16 protein-coding genes are annotated in these 18908 nt (G+C 46.2%); 6 read left to right on the top strand and 10 right to left on the bottom strand.

Annotated features, from left to right (window positions below; translation table 11 throughout):
• Window positions 1-94: 94 nt before the first annotated feature.
• Window positions 95-562, bottom strand: coding sequence for a redox-sensitive transcriptional activator SoxR (soxR, locus tag AACS90_RS07865; RefSeq protein ID WP_099122416.1), 468 nt, complete (start codon window positions 560-562; stop codon window positions 95-97).
• 217 nt (window positions 563-779) lie between these two features.
• On the opposite strand from soxR, the gene ygfZ reads away from it, so the two are divergent.
• Entirely contained in the window at window positions 780-1748 is a 969-nt protein-coding gene (gene ygfZ / locus AACS90_RS07870; RefSeq protein WP_099122417.1) for a tRNA-modifying protein YgfZ, read from the top strand.
• Between the two features lie 26 nt (window positions 1749-1774).
• Here the strand turns inward: ygfZ and cbl are convergent, their stop codons facing one another.
• A complete protein-coding gene (gene cbl / locus AACS90_RS07875) occupies window positions 1775-2734 on the bottom strand; it encodes an HTH-type transcriptional regulator Cbl (protein WP_099122418.1) in 960 nt (319 codons plus the stop codon).
• Between the two features lie 274 nt (window positions 2735-3008).
• Between cbl and ssuC the strand changes: the two genes are divergently transcribed.
• The 3 genes from ssuC (at window position 3009) to ssuD (ending at window position 5913) form a co-directional block, all read left to right on the top strand.
• Window positions 3009-3818: an aliphatic sulfonate ABC transporter permease SsuC gene (ssuC, locus tag AACS90_RS07880; protein WP_099122419.1), complete on the top strand. Its 810-nt coding sequence runs from the start codon at window positions 3009-3011 to the stop codon at window positions 3816-3818.
• The gene (gene ssuB, locus AACS90_RS07885; RefSeq protein ID WP_099122420.1) at window positions 3815-4630 is read left to right on the top strand and encodes an aliphatic sulfonates ABC transporter ATP-binding protein; all 816 of its coding nucleotides are present in this window, start codon (window positions 3815-3817) and stop codon (window positions 4628-4630) included. Before ssuC ends, ssuB begins: the two co-directional genes overlap by 4 nt.
• An 86-nt stretch (window positions 4631-4716) precedes the next feature.
• Complete coding sequence (gene ssuD, locus AACS90_RS07890) at window positions 4717-5913, top strand: FMNH2-dependent alkanesulfonate monooxygenase (protein WP_099122421.1); 1197 nt, start codon at window positions 4717-4719, stop codon at window positions 5911-5913.
• Window positions 5914-6134: 221 nt separating this feature from the next.
• Here ssuD and AACS90_RS07895 read toward each other — a convergent pair whose 3' ends face one another.
• From AACS90_RS07895 to sfsA, 8 genes are all read right to left on the bottom strand, one after another.
• Window positions 6135-7091: a sulfonate ABC transporter substrate-binding protein gene (locus AACS90_RS07895; protein ID WP_099122422.1), complete on the bottom strand. Its 957-nt coding sequence runs from the start codon at window positions 7089-7091 to the stop codon at window positions 6135-6137.
• 203 nt (window positions 7092-7294) lie between these two features.
• Entirely contained in the window at window positions 7295-8152 is an 858-nt protein-coding gene (panC, locus tag AACS90_RS07900) for a pantoate--beta-alanine ligase (protein ID WP_099122423.1), read from the bottom strand.
• 104 nt (window positions 8153-8256) lie between these two features.
• Entirely contained in the window at window positions 8257-9048 is a 792-nt protein-coding gene (gene panB, locus AACS90_RS07905) for a 3-methyl-2-oxobutanoate hydroxymethyltransferase (protein ID WP_099122424.1), read from the bottom strand.
• A 261-nt stretch (window positions 9049-9309) separates the two neighbouring features.
• The gene (folK, locus tag AACS90_RS07910) at window positions 9310-9792 is read right to left on the bottom strand and encodes a 2-amino-4-hydroxy-6-hydroxymethyldihydropteridine diphosphokinase (protein WP_099109975.1); all 483 of its coding nucleotides are present in this window, start codon (window positions 9790-9792) and stop codon (window positions 9310-9312) included.
• Window position 9793: 1 nt separating this feature from the next.
• Window positions 9794-11152 (bottom strand): polynucleotide adenylyltransferase PcnB, encoded by a 1359-nt coding sequence (gene pcnB, locus AACS90_RS07915; RefSeq protein ID WP_241538268.1) that lies wholly within the window; start codon window positions 11150-11152, stop codon window positions 9794-9796.
• Window positions 11153-11443: 291 nt separating this feature from the next.
• A complete protein-coding gene (gluQRS, locus tag AACS90_RS07920) occupies window positions 11444-12346 on the bottom strand; it encodes a tRNA glutamyl-Q(34) synthetase GluQRS (protein WP_099122426.1) in 903 nt (300 codons plus the stop codon).
• Between the two features lie 57 nt (window positions 12347-12403).
• Window positions 12404-12859: an RNA polymerase-binding protein DksA gene (gene dksA / locus AACS90_RS07925; protein WP_099122427.1), complete on the bottom strand. Its 456-nt coding sequence runs from the start codon at window positions 12857-12859 to the stop codon at window positions 12404-12406.
• Window positions 12860-13055: 196 nt separating this feature from the next.
• Window positions 13056-13766 carry a DNA/RNA nuclease SfsA gene (gene sfsA, locus AACS90_RS07930; protein ID WP_099122428.1) on the bottom strand — a complete coding sequence of 237 codons (711 nt, stop codon included), beginning with the start codon at window positions 13764-13766 and terminating at the stop codon, window positions 13056-13058.
• A 99-nt stretch (window positions 13767-13865) separates the two neighbouring features.
• Here sfsA and hrpB point away from each other — a divergent pair, with 99 nt between their 5' ends.
• On the top strand, window positions 13866-16376 hold the full coding sequence (gene hrpB, locus AACS90_RS07935) for an ATP-dependent helicase HrpB (protein ID WP_099122429.1): 2511 nt from the start codon (window positions 13866-13868) through the stop codon (window positions 16374-16376).
• A gap of 34 nt (window positions 16377-16410) precedes the next feature.
• Window positions 16411-18891, top strand: coding sequence for a bifunctional glycosyl transferase/transpeptidase (mrcB, locus tag AACS90_RS07940; protein ID WP_099122430.1), 2481 nt, complete (start codon window positions 16411-16413; stop codon window positions 18889-18891).
• The last annotated feature ends 17 nt before the right edge of the window (window positions 18892-18908 follow it).

The raw sequence follows: 18908 nt of genomic DNA on the forward strand, positions 1-18908 counted from the left end.
TAAAATAAAAAAATAAATAACATGGGTTTATTGAGTCAAAAATAGATCTTCCATTATTAAAAAAGATAATTTTTTTGATAAGTTATTTTTTACGTCAGTCATATTCTTGTTCAAACATTCTTGCTCCTGTTCCCGTTTCTCCCAGAATATCATTTGGGTTGCGCAACGGGCATTCTGTCAGAGAAAGACATCCACAGCCAATGCAACTATCCAGATAGTCGCGTAGATGGGTTAATTTTGTGATGCGTTGTTCCAGCGTATCCCGCCATTGTGAGGAAAGTATGCGCCATTGTTCGGCTGTCAGTTTACTGTTAGGAGGGAATTGGCTAAGGACTTTCTGTATTTCTTTTAATGGGATGCCGGTGCTTTGTGCGACTTTGATAATTGCGATGTAACGCAGTACAACAGCGGGAAAGCGGCGCTGATTTCCTGAATTACGTGAACTTTTTATTAATCCTTTCGATTCATAAAAATGCAGTGTTGATATCGCCACTCCACTACGTTTTGCTACTTCTCCAACCGTTAATGCCCTATTAATATCAATATGCTTATTTTTTTCCATTTCTATTGACCTCAGGTTAACTAGAGGTTTTATAGTGACATTTTATTTTTTTGTCAAATTTAAAAAGGTTGTATTGTTATTCCATATTTTGAAAAGGGTTGTATTTTTTATTTTCAGTTCATCTGTGCCTATCAGCATTATTGGTTTTTTTCTTCAATATATGACTGTTATTGAAATATAACGGATATAAACAGAATATTTATCGACAGGAGCCATTATGGTCAGCCAAATTCTTCCGAAGTCACCTTCCCTTTTCCCAGTGCATTCAGCCAGGCTTCCATTGACACTTATTTCTCTTAATGACTGGGGATTGGTTACTGTTACGGGGATGGATAGCCAGAAATATCTTCAGGGGCAACTGACTGCCGATATCAATATTCTGGCTGAAAACCAGCATGTCCTGACGGCTCACTGTGATGCCAAAGGAAAAATGTGGAGTAGTCTGAGGTTATTTCATCGTGATGAAGGATATGCCTATATTGAGCGTCGCAGTGTAATTGAGATACAGCTTGCTGAATTAAAGAAATATGCGGTGTTCTCTAAAGTTGTGGTGGCTGAAGAAACGGAAAGTTCGTTATTGGGGGTTGCGGGTGAAAATTGCCGGACTGCATTGGCAGTATTTTTCCCTGGTTTACCAGATGTGAATAATACGGTTATTCAGCATGGTGCGACTACGTTACTTTATTTTTCATCACCGCAGGAGAGATTTTTATTAATTACAGATACTGTGATGGCCGAAGAGTTAATGGAAAAATTTCCGGCGCAGCTAAGTGGTAGTGAACAGTGGCTGGCATTAGATATAGAAGCCGGTTTTCCAGTGATTGAGGCAGCTGTCAGCGTACAGCTCGTTCCTCAGGCTGTTAATCTCCACAATATTGAAGGTGGTATTAGTTTTGAAAAAGGGATGTACATGGGGCTGGCGACGATTGCCCGTACCAAATACCGTGGTGTTAACAAACGGGCCATGTATTGGCTGGCCGGTGATTCCAGTTATCTTCCGGCGGTTGGGAGTGAATTAGAATGGCAGTTGGGTTCCCGCTGGCGTAAAACCGGAATGATCCTCTCTTCCCTCAGATTGGCAGATGGTACCGTTTGGGTTCAGGCAGTACTGGGTAATGAGATGGAGGCTGGCAGTATATTCCGTTTGCCGGGAGATGATGGTTTTTTGCTTACCCTTAAAAATTAGCTAATTTTTAAGGGCTTTCCAATGTCTCAAATTTCAAAATCAAGCCAGGTCGGAATATTTTTATTACCTGCAACGACGCTGTTTTTAATTTTATCCAGCGATAAATCAGGGTTACACAGTAGTATGAATTCCCAGAGATAGTCACGTTGTAACTGGCCATGTTTAACTGCCATCCAGACCGTGTTGGGGGAGAAAAGGTGACGGGCCTTGAGTGTGACTAAATCTGGATCAAGGCTATGCTGGCTGGCAGTTTCAGCAACTATTCCGATTCCCAGCCCCAGTTTTACGTAAGTTTTGACTACGTCAGAGTCCTGCGCACTGAGGACGATATCTGGGTTGAGCCGCGCATTATGAAATGCTTTATCAATCTGAGAACGCCCGGCAATACCGTATCGGTAAGTGACTAATGGGTAAGTTGCCAGTTGTTCCAATGTAATATCAGGGCTCCAGACCAGTTCATGTTCCGCAGGAACCAGTAAAGAGTGATGCCAGTCAAACCATGGGAATGCAGTAATATTGCTATTCTGGGTCAGCATTTCTGATGCAATACCAATATCTGCCTCACCGTTAAGTAACATTTTCATGATTTCTGTGGGCGAACCCTGATTAAGTACTAACCGGATCCCCGGATAGATTTCACGGAATACTTTTATCACTTGGGGAAGGCTATAACAGGCTTGGGTATGAGTAGTGGCAATAGTCAGTACTCCCTGATGCTGCCCGGTAAAGTGTTCAGCTAATCGTTGAGCCTTGTCAGCATCATTAAGTATGCGGCGTGCTATGATCAGCATCTCTTTACCCGGCTCTGTCAGCCCAAGGAACCGCTTACCATGACGAATGAATAACTCAACACCTAACTCTTCTTCCAACTCGCGAATATGACGGCTAATGCCTGATTGTGATGTATAGAGCACTTTTGCCACTTCCGTCAGGTTAAAATGGCAGCGTTCTGCTTCACGGATAATTCTTAGTTGTTGAAAGTTCATTGCACCAAGGTTGTCAGAAAAATATTTCGTCAATATAGAAATATATTCTCTGGCTAGTAAATAATTTAATTATAAAAGTTATTCTTTTAAGTAATAAATAAATTGTGAATCATGAACCAATCGTAATATACCTGTCGCGCATTACACGCTGTGTGTTGCGTTCTATTGCCACTTTTTAGATTTACAAAGTAAAAATATTTATTTCTCTTCATTCGCTTCGAGATTTAAAAATGAAATAACTGATTCTGATCCTGGCTGCATAAGTGGGGTTTCTATGCGTATTTTCTTTTTAGGTGGTAACCGGACATCGTTATCTAAGTCTCGTTTCCTGCCTTGGTTGCTACCGGGATTACTTGTTGTGTGCTGGCAAGTTGCTGGTTATGAAGGCTGGCTATCGGATCGTATATTGCCCCCACCTGAAAAGGTACTGCAAGCAGGATGGACGTTACTGCAAAACGGGGAACTCTGGAGCAATCTTTATATCAGTACCTGGCGTGCTTTGAGTGGGTTTGCCATTGGTGGCAGCTGTGGACTCGCATTGGGGGTGATAACGGGGTTGTCAAAAACCGGGGAACGCTTGCTGGATAGCACAGTTCAGATGTTGCGTAATGTTCCGCATTTGGCACTGATCCCGCTGGTTATTTTGTGGTTTGGTATTGATGAGCGTGCCAAAATATTTTTAGTTTCTCTGGGGACTTTCTTCCCTATCTACCTTAATACATCTCATGGGATCCGCCATCTTGATCGGGGATTAATTGAGATGGCTCGTAACTATGGACTCAATGGCTGGCGTTTGTTCTGGCAGGTTATTTTACCGGGAGCAATGCCTTCGATCCTTGTTGGTGTCCGTTTTTCACTCGGCTTAATGTGGCTGACCCTGATTGTTGCTGAAACTATTTCTGCTGATGCCGGAATAGGTTATCTGGCGATGAATGCCCGTGAGTTTTTGCAGACAGATATTGTGGTATTGGCGATTATTCTGTACGCGCTGCTGGGTAAACTGGCTGATATGGTGGCATATGGGTTAGAAGTCTGGTTACTGCGTTGGCATCCGTCATGGCAGACAGGAGGAAGAAACTCATGAAGCATCTGTCGTTAGTTCAGCAAGGGTTAAGTCTTACTCTGGAGGGTGTCAGCAAACAGTTTGGTGAGCGTGAAATCCTTAAATCTCTTAATTTATCCATTCAGAAAGGACAATTTGTGGCTATTGTCGGACGTAGTGGCTGTGGTAAAAGCACGTTACTACGCCTGCTGGCGGGGCTGGAGTCTGTTTCCGCAGGTAGTCTGAGTGCTGACGGTGATCCCCTGAGTGCATCTGAAAGTGAAGTACGGATGATGTTTCAGGATGCGCGTCTGCTTCCCTGGAAAAAGGTGATTGATAACGTCGGGCTGGGTCTTAGCGGTAACTGGAAACCGGAAGCACTGGCAGTACTGGAAGCTGTCGGTCTGGCTGACAGAGCGAATGACTGGCCTTCGGCATTGTCGGGAGGGCAAAAACAGCGTGTGGCTTTGGCTCGCGCGCTGATTCACCGCCCCCGTTTATTATTGCTTGATGAGCCGTTTGGCGCACTGGATGCCCTGACCCGTCTGGAAATGCAGCAGTTGCTAACGCGACTCTGGCAGCAGTATGGGTTTACCGTCATTTTAGTGACTCATGATGTTCATGAAGCCGTTCTGATCGCAGATCGGATCTTACTGATAGAGCAGGGGGAGATCGGTATGGATCTGGAGATCCCTCTTGGACGTCCCAGAACAATTACGATGCCAACGTTATCAGCATTAGAAGCTCAGGTTCTTGAGGCGATTATGGCACCGGGTGAGCAGGGGAAGCATGATCGCCATTCGGATTGGCTGCATTCCGGTAAAACGGGTAACCCTGAGAGTGCAGCCAGATAATCAGGCATCGTAATCATTACGAGCAATCATCTAAAAGAAAAATAAATACAAATCTATCCGCGACACTATCTATCAAGGAAAACACAATGACAGTTTATGGCAATGGTAACATTAATCTCTTCTGGTTCTTACCTACCCACGGTGAGGGGCGTTATTTAGGTACTGCCAAAGGTGGGCGTGCTGTTGATCTTCCTTACCTGCAACAAATTGCTCTGGCTGTGGATAGCCTTGGTTATCACGGTGTTTTGATCCCAACCGGAAGAGGCTGCGAAGACCCGTGGCTGGTGGCTTCTGCTCTGGTACCCGTCACCCGTAATCTGCGTTTTCTGGTCGCGGTACGACCGGGATTACAGCCACCTTCACTCGCTGCAAGAATGACTGCCACGCTGGACAGGCTTTCTGAGGGGCGGGTTCTTATTAATGTCGTGACCGGTGGTGATCCGGTGGAAAATAAAGGTGATGGTATTTTCCTTAGCCATGCTGACCGTTATCAGCTGACCCGTGAGTTTCTTGATATTTATTCCCGTATGCTGGCGGGTGAAAAAGTGGATTATCAGGGGAAACATTTACAGGTAGAAGGGGCAGAATTATTGTTTCCACCTATCCAGAAAAATGGCCCTCCGCTCTATTTTGGTGGTTCCTCTGAAGATGCGCTTGATGTGGCAGCACAACAGGTTGATACCTATCTGACCTGGGGAGAGCCACCTGAACTGGTTGCGCAGAAACTACAACAGGTCCGTGAGCGCGCAGAGAAGCAAGGCCGGACGCTGGAATATGGTATTCGTCTGCATGTTATTGTCCGTGAGACAGAAGAGGAAGCATGGGCTGCTGCTGATCGCCTGATTGCTCATTTGGATGATGAGACTATCGCTCAGGCTCAGAAAATTTTTTCCCGGATGGATTCTGCCGGACAGGCACGGATGAACTCACTGCATCAGGGTTCAAGGGATAATTTACGGATTGCGCCGAACTTATGGGCTGGTGTTGGTCTGGTTCGTGGTGGTGCAGGAACGGCATTGGTCGGAAGCCCTGAACAGGTAGCTGAACGGATCCGCGAATATCAGGCATTGGGGATCAGTAATTTTATTTTCTCCGGCTATCCTCACCTCGAAGAAGCACATCGGTTTGCCGAATTGGTAATGCCATTGCTGAAAACAGATTCAGTGCAGGTAAACAAGGCGAATTCAGCGCTCCGTTCTGCCAAAGCAGGCGCTTTTGGTGAAAGCATTGGGGGCGCTGAGCGGCCTGTCACAGAGGAACCTCAGAAAGAGTATGCTGAATAAAAGTGCTAGATCGTGGATAAGCAAGATAATCAAGCATGAAGACTGAAAGGGATAATTCAGGCATCCGTTGCCGCTCCCTGTGTAGGGAGCATTGGCAAACGTAAAAATGGGCTTATCAATCGGTGTGGCTGTGGATTCGTCGTACTGAATAGTGATGATGGCCATTCGGATCTATCAGGGTACTCGTCAGGGATGACTTCAGACCCCAATCAGACGGCCAACTATGGTGTATTGACCGGAATATTATCTAAAGACCAGCTTGCACTACGAACATTTATTTTTACAGGCAATAATCTGAGACGGGTAAAGGTATCAGCAAGAACCTGTTGCTGGTTAAAAACAGTCGGAGTCATCCGCTCAGCACCATAAGTAAAACGTGCAAGCGTCCGTTGCCAGATAGCTTTATCAAGTTTCGTGGCGTTAGCAAGAATGGTAGCAGCTTCGTCAGGATGCTGATTTGCCCAGTCACTGAGAACAACTAATTCCTGAATGATTTTTTCCGCTGTTTGCGGATAGGTATCAACAAATTTACGGCTGGCAAGATAGAACGTGTAATGAGGTACCAGCCCTTCACCATTAGTTATCTGGCGTGCTCCGGTATTGATTTCTACTTCGGACAGGAAAGGGTCCCAGGTAGCCCAGGCATCAATGGCTCCGCGCTGGAAAGCGGCACGGGCATCGGCGGGGGGTAAATAAACCGGTTTAATATCCTTATAGCTCAATCCGGCTTTTTCCAGCGCCGCGGCAAGCAGATAGTGCACATCAGAACCCTTGTTTAGCGCAACGCGTTTTCCCTTCAGGTCCTGAATAGTTTTAATGGCTGAGTCTTTCGGAACCACAATAGCTTCGGTTTTCGGGTGAGCAGGGGCGTAGGCGAGATAAACTAAATCGGCTCTTGCTGCCTGAGCAAAAACAGGGGGAACATCACCGGTTGATGCCAAATCGATACTGCCAACATTAAGCCCTTCAAGCATTTGTGGCCCGGCAGGAAATTCTACCCAGCGTACCTTGATACCTTCTTTTTCTAATGCATCATCCAGTGTTCCACGGGATTTTAGCAATGTAAAAATATTCGATTTTTGATAACCAATAGTAATTTGCTGAGGTTGTGTAGCCAGTGCATTGCCAGAAAGGGCGAGTAATAACAGTAAACTGCTAAAGCGTAATTTGTGTGCCATGCTTGATTTTCCTTGTTAACCGGATGCATTGATAGAGACGGGGATAACGGTATAGAAAGATAACAAAGCTGGTTTATGAATATTAAATAATAAAATTGCGTTTACTAGTGCTGATTTTGGATAACGACCAGTCAGACAGCTGTTTTCATATGAGGATGTGGATCGTGTCGGCGCGACTGCTGATACACATCCTCGAAGCAAAATTAAGCGGTTAAATCAACCTGCTGATTATCAATCAGGCGTGTTTTGCCTAACCATGCTGCCATCAGGATCACCGCTTTTTTACTCTGTGGAGTCAAGGGTTGCAGATTTTCTGCATCACAGATAAACAGTTCATCCGGTATAAAACCTTCTTCACGCAGATCCGTGGATATTATCTCAAGCAGTTGTTCAATATTCCGCTCGCCACTTTTCAGTTTTTCGGCGGCACGTTGCATAATCTGGTTTAATTGTGGCGCTATTTTTTTCTCTTCTGTAGAGAGAAGGCTGTTGCGTGAGCTTAAAGCCAGTCCCTTTTTATCACGGACGATAGGCACAGAAACCAGAGTGATATCATAAGCCATGTCAGTGATCATTTTGCGGATAATCTGTAACTGCTGAAAATCTTTTTCACCGAAATAGGCCAGATCCGGCTGGGTCAGGTTGAACAGTTTGCTGACAACCGTGGTGACTCCCCGAAAATGCCCCGGGCGGCTGGCACCTTCAAGCATATGAGAGAGTTCAGGGACTTCAACAAAAGTTTGGCTGCCATTCAAGCCATGCGGATATATTTCGTTGGCATTGGGAGCAAACACTATATCGACATTACGACGGCTCAGTTTTTCGCAATCTTCCTGTAGGGTACGCGGATAATTGACTAAGTCATCTTCGCGATCAAATTGCATCGGATTAACAAAAATACTCACAATTACCACATCAGCCTGAGCCTTGGCGGTATCAACCAGAGCCATGTGACCATCATGCAGATTACCCATTGTAGGGACAAAGGCAATTCGTTTTCCTGCCTGACGCCAACGGCGAATTTCACGGCGTAAAATGGGGATTGTTTCTATGATCAGCATTGCTCTACTCCTTTAATTAGCAGTCATAATTAGCAATCATGCTGGGTTATACTCGTTATTTTTCTGAAAACTTAGTGTTTTTCTGGAAATCTCGCGGGTATAAATCAGTTGAATGAATGAGCTTGGTCAGGGTACGTGCCATTTTCTACCTGTTCGATGTACAGGCTGATGGCATCTCGTATGTTGCCGGTCTCTTTAAGGAAGTCCTTAGCAAATTTGGGTGGTTTGGCGGTAATGCCTAAAGCATCATGCATAACGAGGATCTGACCATCTGTATGGTTCCCCGCACCAATGCCAATAACCGGAATTTCCAGCGCTTCGGTGATTTTACGGCCCAATTCTGTTGGTACACACTCCAGCACTAATAGCTGCATGCCTGCTTTTTCCAAAGCGATGGCATCGTCGAGCAGTTGCTGAGCTGTCGCTTCATCACGCCCCTGAACTTTGTAACCTCCCAGCACATTAACGGCTTGTGGAGTCAGGCCCAGATGTCCGCAAACAGGCACAGAGCGCTCAGTCAGCATTTTTACTGTTTCACACAACCAGCTTCCGCCTTCAATTTTGACCATATTGGCCCCCGAACGCATTAATTCAGCCGCATTATTGCAGCTTTGCTCCGGTGTGGCGTAGCTCATGAAAGGCATATCTGAGATGAGAAAAGTCTGGGGAGCGCCGGTGCGGACGCTTTTGGTGTGGTAGGCAATATCTTCAACAGTAACCGGTAAGGTGGAATCAAACCCCTGAATGGTCATGCCGAGTGAATCACCAATAAGTATGACTTTGATGCCCTGTGCAGCAAAAAGGTGAGCGAAGCTGGCATCATAGGCTGTAATTGTTGCGAACTTACGTTTCTCTTTTTTTAACTGGCTAAGATGAGCCAGAGATGTGGGTTTCATTGTTATCTCCTGAATATTCATACCCGTTGTTGGGTATAGAGCCTTGTCCATTCGGGTATCTAAGCTGATACCCGCTGGAACAGGTTCTGATTATCCAGAAATAGGCCATGATTGTATGAGATATTGCGTTACTTTTCCTTCGTATACCCGTCGTCTTTTATGTTGTCTCTTTGTTGGCTGGGCAAATTCGCTGCCGACGAATTTGTCATTCCCTTGCTGCCGCGATACAACTTGAAATTCATTGGGTACAAAACTGCTGTGTTACAACCAAAACGTCAGGCCATTTTCTGGAACATGTTTTAATCGTTCTGCTAATGTTTCTTTATCAGGAAACACAAGATCCGGGGCTATTTCTGCCAGCGGATAAAGCATAAATTCACGCTGTTTTAAACCGTAGTGGGGAATGGTCAGGCGTTCAGTATTAATAATGTGATCACCGAACAGCATAATATCTAAATCAAGCGTTCTTGGCCCCCAACGTTCGTCTTTACGGACCCGACCTTGTGCCAGTTCTATTGCCTGAGTGTGATCAAGCAATATTTCCGGTTGTAAGTTTGTATCTAATGCAACAACCAGATTGAGGTAATCAGGCTGATCCTGTGGCCCCATAGGTTTAGTCCGATAAAATGAGGAACGGTTAATAAACGTTGTATCAGGGATCGATTTAAGTGCAGCAAGTGCATTATTAACTTGCTGCAAGGGGGAGGCCAGATTACTGCCAATGGCGATATAAACCCGGGTCATACTAGTTGTTGTTCCTGTTATGACGAAGGTGGTTGCCACGGCGGTGACGGGTTCTGCGACGAACAGGCTCGCTGCCAAGCTCGGAGATCATGCCCCGCTGCTGTGATGCGGTAGATTGCTGGAATTCTGTCCACCAATGTACCAGTTCTTTCAGCTCATGGCGTGGCTCAATGCTGGCGCGTAATTCTAATAAATCGTAGGCTGCCCGGAATTTCGGGTGCTCCATTAATTTATTTGCCCGTTTACCCTGACGGCGCGGCAGGCGAAGCTGCAACAGCCAGATATCACGCATTGTTGTGGTATGACGCTTAGGAATGGCGATAGAACGACACTGTTCATCAAGAATATCATTCATGGCCAGGGCGAAAGCATCGTAATACTGTAAGCCCCCTTCCTGAGTCAGCTTCTCGGCATGTTCAATCAGTGGATACCACAATATTGCCGCAAATAGGAAAGCCGGATTGACCCGTTTGTCGTTCTGGAGACGGTAATCGGTATTCTTTAATACCTGTTCCAGCAGTTTTTCCATCGGCGAATCACCGGACTGGGTGAAACTGCGCTGGATTAACGGGAATAGTGGCTCAAACAGCTGGTATTCACACAGTAGTTTATATGTGCTGTAACCGTGCCCTGATTGCAGCAGCTTCAGGGACTCTTCGAACAGGCGTGCTGACGGAATATCCCGTAGCAGAAATGCCAGACGAGGGATTGGCTCAGCCGTGTTCTTTTCGATGGTCATGTTGAGCTTGCTGGCGAAGCGGACTGCACGCAACATCCGCACTGGATCTTCCCGGTAGCGGGTTTCCGGATCACCAATCAGGCGTATGATCCCTTTTTCCAGATCCGCCATTCCACCGACATAATCCCGTAATGCGAAATCTTCAATCCCGTAATAAAGGCTATTAATTGTAAAATCACGGCGTGCAGCATCTTCTTCCACAGAACCAAAGATATTGTCTCGCAATAGCATTCCGCTCTGGGCTTTATGAGACTGATTACGATCATTGCTTTCAACTTGTTCATGTGGCCCACGGAATGTGGCAACTTCAATGACATCCGGCCCGAACATAATGTGAGCGAGACGGAAGCGACGACCAACAAGACGGCAATTGCGGAATAATTTGCGAACCTGTTCAGGGGTAGCATTGGTCGCGATATCAAAATCTTTGGGTTTTTTATGCAACAGTAAATCACGGACACCGCCGCCGACTAAATAAGCCTCAAAACCCGATTTATTCAGGCGATATAAAACCTTCAATGCATTATCACTGATATCTTTACGTGAAATAGAATGCTGTTCCCGTGGAATAACGGCAATTGGGGAATCAGAAGGTTTTGCCTTTCCGGATTTATTCTTCATTTTGATGTTTTCAGCATTTGATGAAGATGTGCGATTCACTCTGCGGCGTTTAGGCAGAGTGCTGCTCTTTTTATGAGCAGGATGGTCAGATATGGTGACTGGCCTTTCACTGGCTGCCTGTATTTCGCGTTTTATCTTGGTTTCGCGGATCAGCAAATTACGGCAGAAAGTTGCTACTCGGTTAAAAATGGTACACCTCGATAGTGACGGATAAAATTAAAACAAAAACAGCCGCTAATCATAACTTACTGGGCATTCTTTGAGAATGCTTGCAGTATCAATAGAAACACTTTATTTAAATTGTCCATTGATTATGTCCTGAGGCGGAACATGATTTATATTCCAGCCAATAATTGCCTGCTTTAGCAGTTGTTCCGTGGTGATATCCTGCCAGCCAGCAATCGTTGGCTGGTTTAAAAATGATAACGCTTCCACCAGCAATGGACGTGGATCATCAAGAGGGATCGGTTTTGCATGATTTTGCTTGGAAAGTTTATTTCCCTCTTTATTTAATACAAGAGGCAAATGTACATAATCCGGTGTTGTAAAATTCAGATACCGATATAAGGATATTTGGCGAACCGTAGGTTCAATCAAATCTGCTCCTCTGACAATTTCAGTGATGCCTTGATAGTTATCATCAATAACAACGACAAGATTATAGGCGAATAATCCATCTTTGCGATGAATAATGAAGTCCTCTTCAGCCATTTTTACCGGTACGGTAACATTACCTTGTAATTTGTCGTAAAAATCATACACAGGGTGATCCTGTTTCAGGCGAATAGCGGCATTATGGGCAGGCAGTTGTAGATGCTGGCAGTGAGCATCATAAAATCCGCCCAGCTGATGAATGCGCTGGCGGGTGCAGGTACAGTAATAACTGTTTCCCTGCTGCTGCAACTGAGCAAGTATCGCCCGATAAGCCTCATGGCGTTGGGACTGGTACAGCACTTCTCCGTCCCAGTGAAGCCCATAGTGCTCTAAGGCACGTAGTATTCTACCCGCTGAACCGGGAATTTCCCGTGGTGGATCAATATCATCAATACGCATCAGCCACTTGCCGTGGTGAGCACGGGCCTGTAAATAGCTACCCAGAGCTGTCACCAGAGAGCCAAAGTGGAGATCGCCAGATGGGGATGGTGCGAAACGCCCGACGTATAATGAGGAGTGTTCGGATTCAGATTGAGTCATGTCAGGATCAGATGAAAGGTATATACGGCGCCTTTCAGCGCCGTACTCACCTACCCATTAGCCAGCCATTTGCTTTTCGCGAATTTCAGCTAACGTTTTACAGTCAATACATAAATCAGCTGTAGGACGCGCTTCCAAACGACGGATGCCGATTTCAACCCCACAGGATTCACAGAAGCCAAAATCATCATCTTCGACTTTTTTCAGCGTTTTTTCGATCTTTTTGATCAACTTACGTTCACGATCCCGATTACGTAATTCAAGACTGAATTCTTCTTCTTGCGCCGCACGGTCAACCGGATCAGGGAAGTTCGCTGCCTCATCTTGCATATGAGATACAGTACGGTCTACTTCATCCCTGAGTTGATTGCGCCATGCTTCCAGAATGAGCTTGAAATGCGTTAACTGGGCATCGTTCATGTATTCTTCGCCTGGCTTCTCTTGGTAAGGTTCTACCCCAGCGATGGCGAGAATGCTCAAGGACGAGGTTTTACGTTTTTGCCCTTCTTGCATAATGCTTCTCCTTACACACGCACTATCAAACGAGCCCCCTGACAGTAGGGGGAAAAAAATAGGCCGCTATAAATAGCAGATGACTGCGAGGTTGGCAATTATTCCTACCATTAGTTTTGCAATGGTGTGAAGACAGCCGTGTTTACTGCCTAAATATGCTGCAAAACTCACCTCATCAGCATGATCTGTTTACAAATCATCCCATTGATACAAAAGGCAATTTGTGACTTAGAACCATCCTGTTTTCTGTCATGCTGGCCCCGTAACAGATTACTTCGACCCCTAAATTGCATGCTTGTTCCAAAAGAAAAGCATAATCGTGGTCAATATGTTTTGCTGCCATAACGTGATTAATGCCGGAATGTAGCACGGCAAAGCACAGGACAGCCCGCTGTCCCTGTTGTGCTATCAATGATAGTTCACGTAAATGTTTTTGCCCACGAATTGTCACAGTATCAGGAAAATAACCATTATTTCCCTGCAACAGGGTGACTGATTTCACTTCAATATAGCAGTTAACTTTTTGTTTTGACTCTAACAATAAATCTATCCGGCTTTTCTCTTTTCCATAGCCCACTTCACGGCTGACTTTTTCGTAACCGGATAATTCTGAAATGAGATCGTTTTCAATGGCCTGAAAAACCAGATCGTTGGCTCTGAGGGTATTGACACAAATCCAGTGCCCGTCCTGAGTCTGTGTCAGTTCCCAGCTATTGGGATATTTACGTTTTGGATTATCAGAGGTGGAATACCAAACAGTATCACCCGGTGTTGCGCATCCGGTCATTGCTCCGGTATTGGCACAGTGTATGGTCAGCGTTTCACCTTCCGGAGTCAGAACATCGGCCAGAAAACGTTTATAACGGCGAATTAATGTAGCGTGCTTTAGCGGTGGTGAAAATTCCATAAACTTTCCTTTATACCTGAACCAACAGTTTCATCATGACTTAACCTGCACGGAGTCACATGAACTAAAATTAAACGGAAACTGAAATTAAAGTCGCTAATGCTACAATGGCACTCATTGAAAGTTAATCATTATGGTGAACCTTTGTTATTACCCATTTATGACGTTGTGGATTCAGTCATAGCTCAGCTGGAAACTTCAAAACAGGTATTACTGCATGCCCCGACCGGTGCCGGAAAATCAACCGGACTACCGCTGGCAATTCTCAACAAGTCACGGTTTAGTGGGCGGATCATCATGCTGGAACCCCGGCGTATTGCGGCACGCAGTGTTGCGGAGCGTCTGGCAGAACAATTGAATGAGCCTGTCGGCAGAACGGTGGGTTACCGGATGCGTCTGGAAACAAAAGTCAGTGCTCACACACGTCTTGAAGTCGTCACAGAAGGTATCCTGAACCGGATGTTGCAACAGGATCCTGAATTGAGTGATGTCTCTCTCGTTATCCTTGATGAATTCCACGAACGTAGCTTACAGGCCGATCTGGCTTTAGCACTGTTGTTAGATGTACAGGAAGGGTTACGCGATGATTTGCGTATTCTGGTGATGTCTGCAACGCTGGATAACCAGCGTCTTTCTTCTTTATTACCAGAAGCACCGGTTGTGGTCTCCGAAGGTCGTAGTTATCCGGTAACGAGAAGTTATCATTCCCTGCCTGCTCATCTGCCTTTTGAACAATCAGTGGCGTCAACAGTATTACGTTTGTTGCAGCAGGAGCCGGGGTCATTACTGCTGTTTTTACCCGGTGTGAGGGAAATTCAGCGGGTGCAGACTTACTTAGAAGAAAAAATCGGTAGCGATACATTATTGTGTCCGCTATATGGCGCGTTATCGTTAACAGACCAACGAATGGCGATAATGCCCGCTCCGGCAGGAAAACGTAAGGTTGTACTGGCGACCAATATTGCAGAAACCAGCCTGACTATTGAAGGTATTCGTCTGGTGGTGGACAGTGGTCTGGAACGTACCAGCCGGTTTGAACCTCGGACAGGATTAACCCGTCTGATTACCCAGCGTATCAGTCAGGCATCAATGGTGCAGCGGGCGGGGCGAGCCGGCAGGCTGGAAGCGGGTGTCTGCTGGCATTTGTTCAGTCAGGAGCAGGCTGAACGGGCAGCGGAACACAGTGAACCTGAGATTCTGCACGCCGATTTGAGTAGCTTGCTGCTTTCGTTACTACAGTGGGGATGCCGTGACAGTACTCAACTACGCTGGCTGGATAATCCACCACAGGCCGCACTGGCTGTTGCCCGTACTCTGCTTGTACGGCTGGGAGCACTGGATGATAAGCAGCAGTTAACCGCCCGTGGCTGGCAAATGACAGAATCGGGTTGTGAGCCTCGCTTAGCCGCCATGTTGTGTCTAGCTAAAGAGCAATATGACAGGCAGGATTCAGATCGGGGAATATTGGCAACAGCAGCAAAACTTGTTGCAATCCTTGAAGAACCACCGCGCCGGGGACAGTGGGATCTCACTCATTGCCTTAACACATTTCAACCGAACTGGCAGCAACGGTCAAAACAGTTACTCAGGGAACTGGCGGGTAATAATATGGCAAATGCTGCCGATAGTAATGTGAAGTATATACCTGAGTTACTGGTACAGGGCTTCCCCGACAGAATTGCAAAAAACCGTGATAATCTCGGGCGATTCCAACTGGCTACAGGGCTGGGAGCTATGCTTGCACGGGAGGAGCCGCTTTCGGGGGAAACATGGCTGGTGGTTCCTTTATTGCAGCAGGGTAATAAGATGCCGGATGCACATATTTTGCTTGCTTGTCCATTAGATATTGAGCAAATCATCCGGCAATATTCTTCTTTGTTTACAGAACAGACAGCTATTGAATGGGATGATAATAAAGGAACTTTGCGGGCATGGAAGAGACTGAAATGTGGACGATTGACAGTCAGATCACAGCCTTTGGCAAAACCTTCAGATGCCGAATTGCAGGAAGCTCTGCTGAACTGGGTTCGGCAGGAAGGTCTGGTAGCGCTGAACTGGTCACAGGAAGCATTGCAGCTGCGTGTTCGTTTACAGCGGGCGCAGGAATGGCTGCCGGAAACGCAATGGCCTGCGGTTGATGATGAAGCGTTATTGGCTTCTCTTGAACAGTGGCTACAACCGGTGCTGGAAGGTGTGAGAAATTTGAAAGGCTTGCAGCAGGTTGAACTGTCAGCTGCTCTGGTGAGTTTACTTGACTGGCAGCAACGGCAAGTACTGGATAATGAATTGCCTACTAATTACACTGTGCCAACCGGAAGCCGGATCGGTATCGAATACTTTTATGATAAACCCCCCGTACTATCCGTAAAAATGCAGGAAATGTACGGGGAACAGCAAAATCCGGCTGTGGCAAAAGGGCGTGTACCTGTCGTTGTTGAGCTATTGTCTCCGGCTCAGCGGCCGTTGCAAATCACGCAGGATCTTGCAGCATTCTGGCAGGGGGCTTACCGTGAAGTGCAAAAAGAGATGAAAGGGCGTTATCCAAAACACTTATGGCCCGATGATCCGGCAAACACAGCACCGACAAGGCGGGTAAAAAAATATATTTAGTTATTAAATAAAGCATTTAACTGGAGAATTCGGTATGTCTGATGATGATCGTCAGCCAATCGGACGTAAGGGTAAAAAATCAAAACATCGTCGTGGGCGTCAGGCAAACAAACGTCATCGGCGGGATGACTATGATGATTATGAATATAATGATGTTGAAGACGAAAATGACACCGATGATGAGGAGGAACTCATGACGAAGAAAGGGAAGAAATCTCCTCAGGTAAAAAAAGGAAGTAAATGGATCTGGCTGCTGTTATTGAAAATTTTGATTGTGCTGGCAGTACTCATTGGCATATATGGTTTTTATCTGGATGGCAAAATCCGCCATCGCATTGATGGTAGAGTGTGGCAGCTCCCTGCGGCGGTATATGGCCGTATGGTAAATCTTGAACCCGGCATGAATTACAGTAAGGCCGAAATGATTCGGTTACTGGAAGGCATGCAATATAGGCAGGTGACTAAAATAACCCGTGCAGGTGAATTTGTGGTCAGAGGCAATAGCATTGAAATGCTGCGTCGGCCATTTGATTTTCCTGATGGCAAAGAAGGCCAGATTCAGGCTCGTCTGACTTTCGATGACAATCAGTTAACCAGTATTGAAAACATGGAGAACCAGCGCCAGTTTGGTTTCTTCCGTCTTGATCCAAAACTTATTACAATGATGCAGTCTGCGAACGGTGAGCAGCGTTTGTTTGTTCCACGTTCCGGTTTTCCTGATCTACTGGTTCAGACCTTACTGGAAACGGAAGATCGCTATTTCTACGAACATGGTGGTATCAGGCCACTTTCGATTGCTCGTGCTGCGCTGGAAAATCTGCTGGCAGGTCGTGCAGTTCAGGGAGGCAGTACCTTAACCCAGCAATTAGTCAAAAATTTATTCCTGACGAATAAACGGACTTTCAGTCGTAAAGCCAATGAAGCCTTAATGTCCGTACTGCTGGAGGCTCGCTACAGCAAAGATCGCATTCTCGAACTCTATCTGAACGAAGTTTTTCTGGGGCAGAGTGGCGATGAAGAGATCCGCGGTTTTCCGTTAGCGAGTCTTTACTATTTCGGTCGTCCGATTGATGAACTGAGTCTGGATCAGCAGGCATTATTGGTAGGGATGGTTAAAGGAGCTTCGTATTACAACCCGTGGCGTAACCCTAAAAGTGCACTGGAACGTCGTAATGTCGTATTGAAAATTCTCCAGAATCGAAAAGTGATTAATCAGGAGCTGTATGACCTGTTAAGTGCGCGTCCACTCGGTGTAAAATCGAAAAGCGCTGTGATAGCACCTCAACCTGCATTTATGCAGATGGTACGTCAGGAACTACGAGAAAAGCTGGGTGAGAAAATTGATGATTTATCCGGTGTCAAAATCTTCACTACATTAGATCCAGTGGCGCAGGATGCGGCTGAAAATGCGATAGAAAACGGTATTGCGGCATTGCGCAAAGATAAAAATCGTCCGGTGCCTAATCTGGAAGGTGCAATGGTTGTTGTTGACCGTTTCAGTGGCGAAGTCCGGGCAATGGTTGGAGGTTCGCAGCCACAATATCCGGGCTTTAACCGTGCTATGGATGCGCGTCGCTTAATTGGTTCGCTTGCCAAGCCTGCAACTTATCTGACTGCATTGAGTGAACCTGATAAATATCGCCTGAATACCTGGCTGGCGGATGAACCTATCTCAATACCTCAGGCGGGGGGGGAACCGTGGGAGCCGAGAAACTTCAGCCGAAATTTCAGCGAACGAGTGATGCTGGTTGATGCGCTGGCACGTTCAATCAACATTCCGACAGTCAATCTGGGGCTGGACGTGGGATTGGATCATATCGCCAATACCTTGGTGTTACTGGGCATTCCTGCTAAAGAGATTCAGAAAGTGCCGGCAATGTTGCTGGGAGGTATAAATCTGACCCCGATGGAAATGGCTCAGGAGTTTCAGACCATTGCCAGTGGAGGAAATAGGGCCAAACTCTCCGCACTGCGCTCTATCATTGCTGAAGATGGCACAGTGGTTTACCAGAGTTACCCACAGGCGGAAAGAGCCGTACCTGCTCAGGCCGCTTATCTGACGTTATATGGTATGCAGCAGGTTGTGGCGCGGGGAACGGGCCGTTCACTGACCGGAAAGTATGGTAAATATAATCTGGCAGGAAAAACGGGAACTACCAATGAATTGCGTGATACTTGGTTCGCCGGGATTGATGGTAAAGAAGTCGCGATTGTCTGGGCCGGATTGGATAACAACAAGCCGACTAGGCTGACGGGAGCAACAGGAGCATTGAAGATTTACGAACGTTATCTGGCGAATGAGACTCCATTGGCGCTGGATAATCGTGCTCCGGAAGGTATTGTCGATATGTCAGTTAATGAAGATGGTTCTTTTAACTGCGAAGGTGGTGGTATCAGAATGTTACCGGTCTGGACCGATGATCCACAGGCGTTATGTCAGCAATCCGTACAGCAGCCAATTGAGGAGGGCCAAGAAGAGGCTCCGGGCTGGCTGAAAGAGATGTTTGGACAGTAAAGAGTTATTTTAAATAG

It is taken from the genome of Xenorhabdus sp. KK7.4, from assembly GCF_963876465.1.
GTDB lineage: Bacteria > Pseudomonadota > Gammaproteobacteria > Enterobacterales > Enterobacteriaceae > Xenorhabdus > Xenorhabdus stockiae.

What these genes read in the sequence shown, in the direction of transcription:
- ygfZ (WP_099122417.1), top strand. Translation starts at nt 780, where the DNA reads ATGGTCAGCCAAATTCTTCCGAAGTCACCTTCCCTTTTCCCAGTGCAT.
- pcnB (WP_241538268.1), bottom strand. Translation starts at nt 11,152, where the DNA reads ATGAAGAATAAATCCGGAAAGGCAAAACCTTCTGATTCCCCAATTGCC.
- cbl (WP_099122418.1), bottom strand. Translation starts at nt 2,734, where the DNA reads ATGAACTTTCAACAACTAAGAATTATCCGTGAAGCAGAACGCTGCCAT.
- soxR (WP_099122416.1), bottom strand. Translation starts at nt 562, where the DNA reads ATGGAAAAAAATAAGCATATTGATATTAATAGGGCATTAACGGTTGGA.
- gluQRS (WP_099122426.1), bottom strand. Translation starts at nt 12,346, where the DNA reads ATGACTCAATCTGAATCCGAACACTCCTCATTATACGTCGGGCGTTTC.
- ssuC (WP_099122419.1), top strand. Translation starts at nt 3,009, where the DNA reads ATGCGTATTTTCTTTTTAGGTGGTAACCGGACATCGTTATCTAAGTCT.
- hrpB (WP_099122429.1), top strand. Translation starts at nt 13,866, where the DNA reads ATGCTACAATGGCACTCATTGAAAGTTAATCATTATGGTGAACCTTTG.
- sfsA (WP_099122428.1), bottom strand. Translation starts at nt 13,766, where the DNA reads ATGGAATTTTCACCACCGCTAAAGCACGCTACATTAATTCGCCGTTAT.
- panC (WP_099122423.1), bottom strand. Translation starts at nt 8,152, where the DNA reads ATGCTGATCATAGAAACAATCCCCATTTTACGCCGTGAAATTCGCCGT.
- ssuD (WP_099122421.1), top strand. Translation starts at nt 4,717, where the DNA reads ATGACAGTTTATGGCAATGGTAACATTAATCTCTTCTGGTTCTTACCT.
- dksA (WP_099122427.1), bottom strand. Translation starts at nt 12,859, where the DNA reads ATGCAAGAAGGGCAAAAACGTAAAACCTCGTCCTTGAGCATTCTCGCC.
- ssuB (WP_099122420.1), top strand. Translation starts at nt 3,815, where the DNA reads ATGAAGCATCTGTCGTTAGTTCAGCAAGGGTTAAGTCTTACTCTGGAG.
- panB (WP_099122424.1), bottom strand. Translation starts at nt 9,048, where the DNA reads ATGAAACCCACATCTCTGGCTCATCTTAGCCAGTTAAAAAAAGAGAAA.
- AACS90_RS07895 (WP_099122422.1), bottom strand. Translation starts at nt 7,091, where the DNA reads ATGGCACACAAATTACGCTTTAGCAGTTTACTGTTATTACTCGCCCTT.
- folK (WP_099109975.1), bottom strand. Translation starts at nt 9,792, where the DNA reads ATGACCCGGGTTTATATCGCCATTGGCAGTAATCTGGCCTCCCCCTTG.
- mrcB (WP_099122430.1), top strand. Translation starts at nt 16,411, where the DNA reads ATGTCTGATGATGATCGTCAGCCAATCGGACGTAAGGGTAAAAAATCA.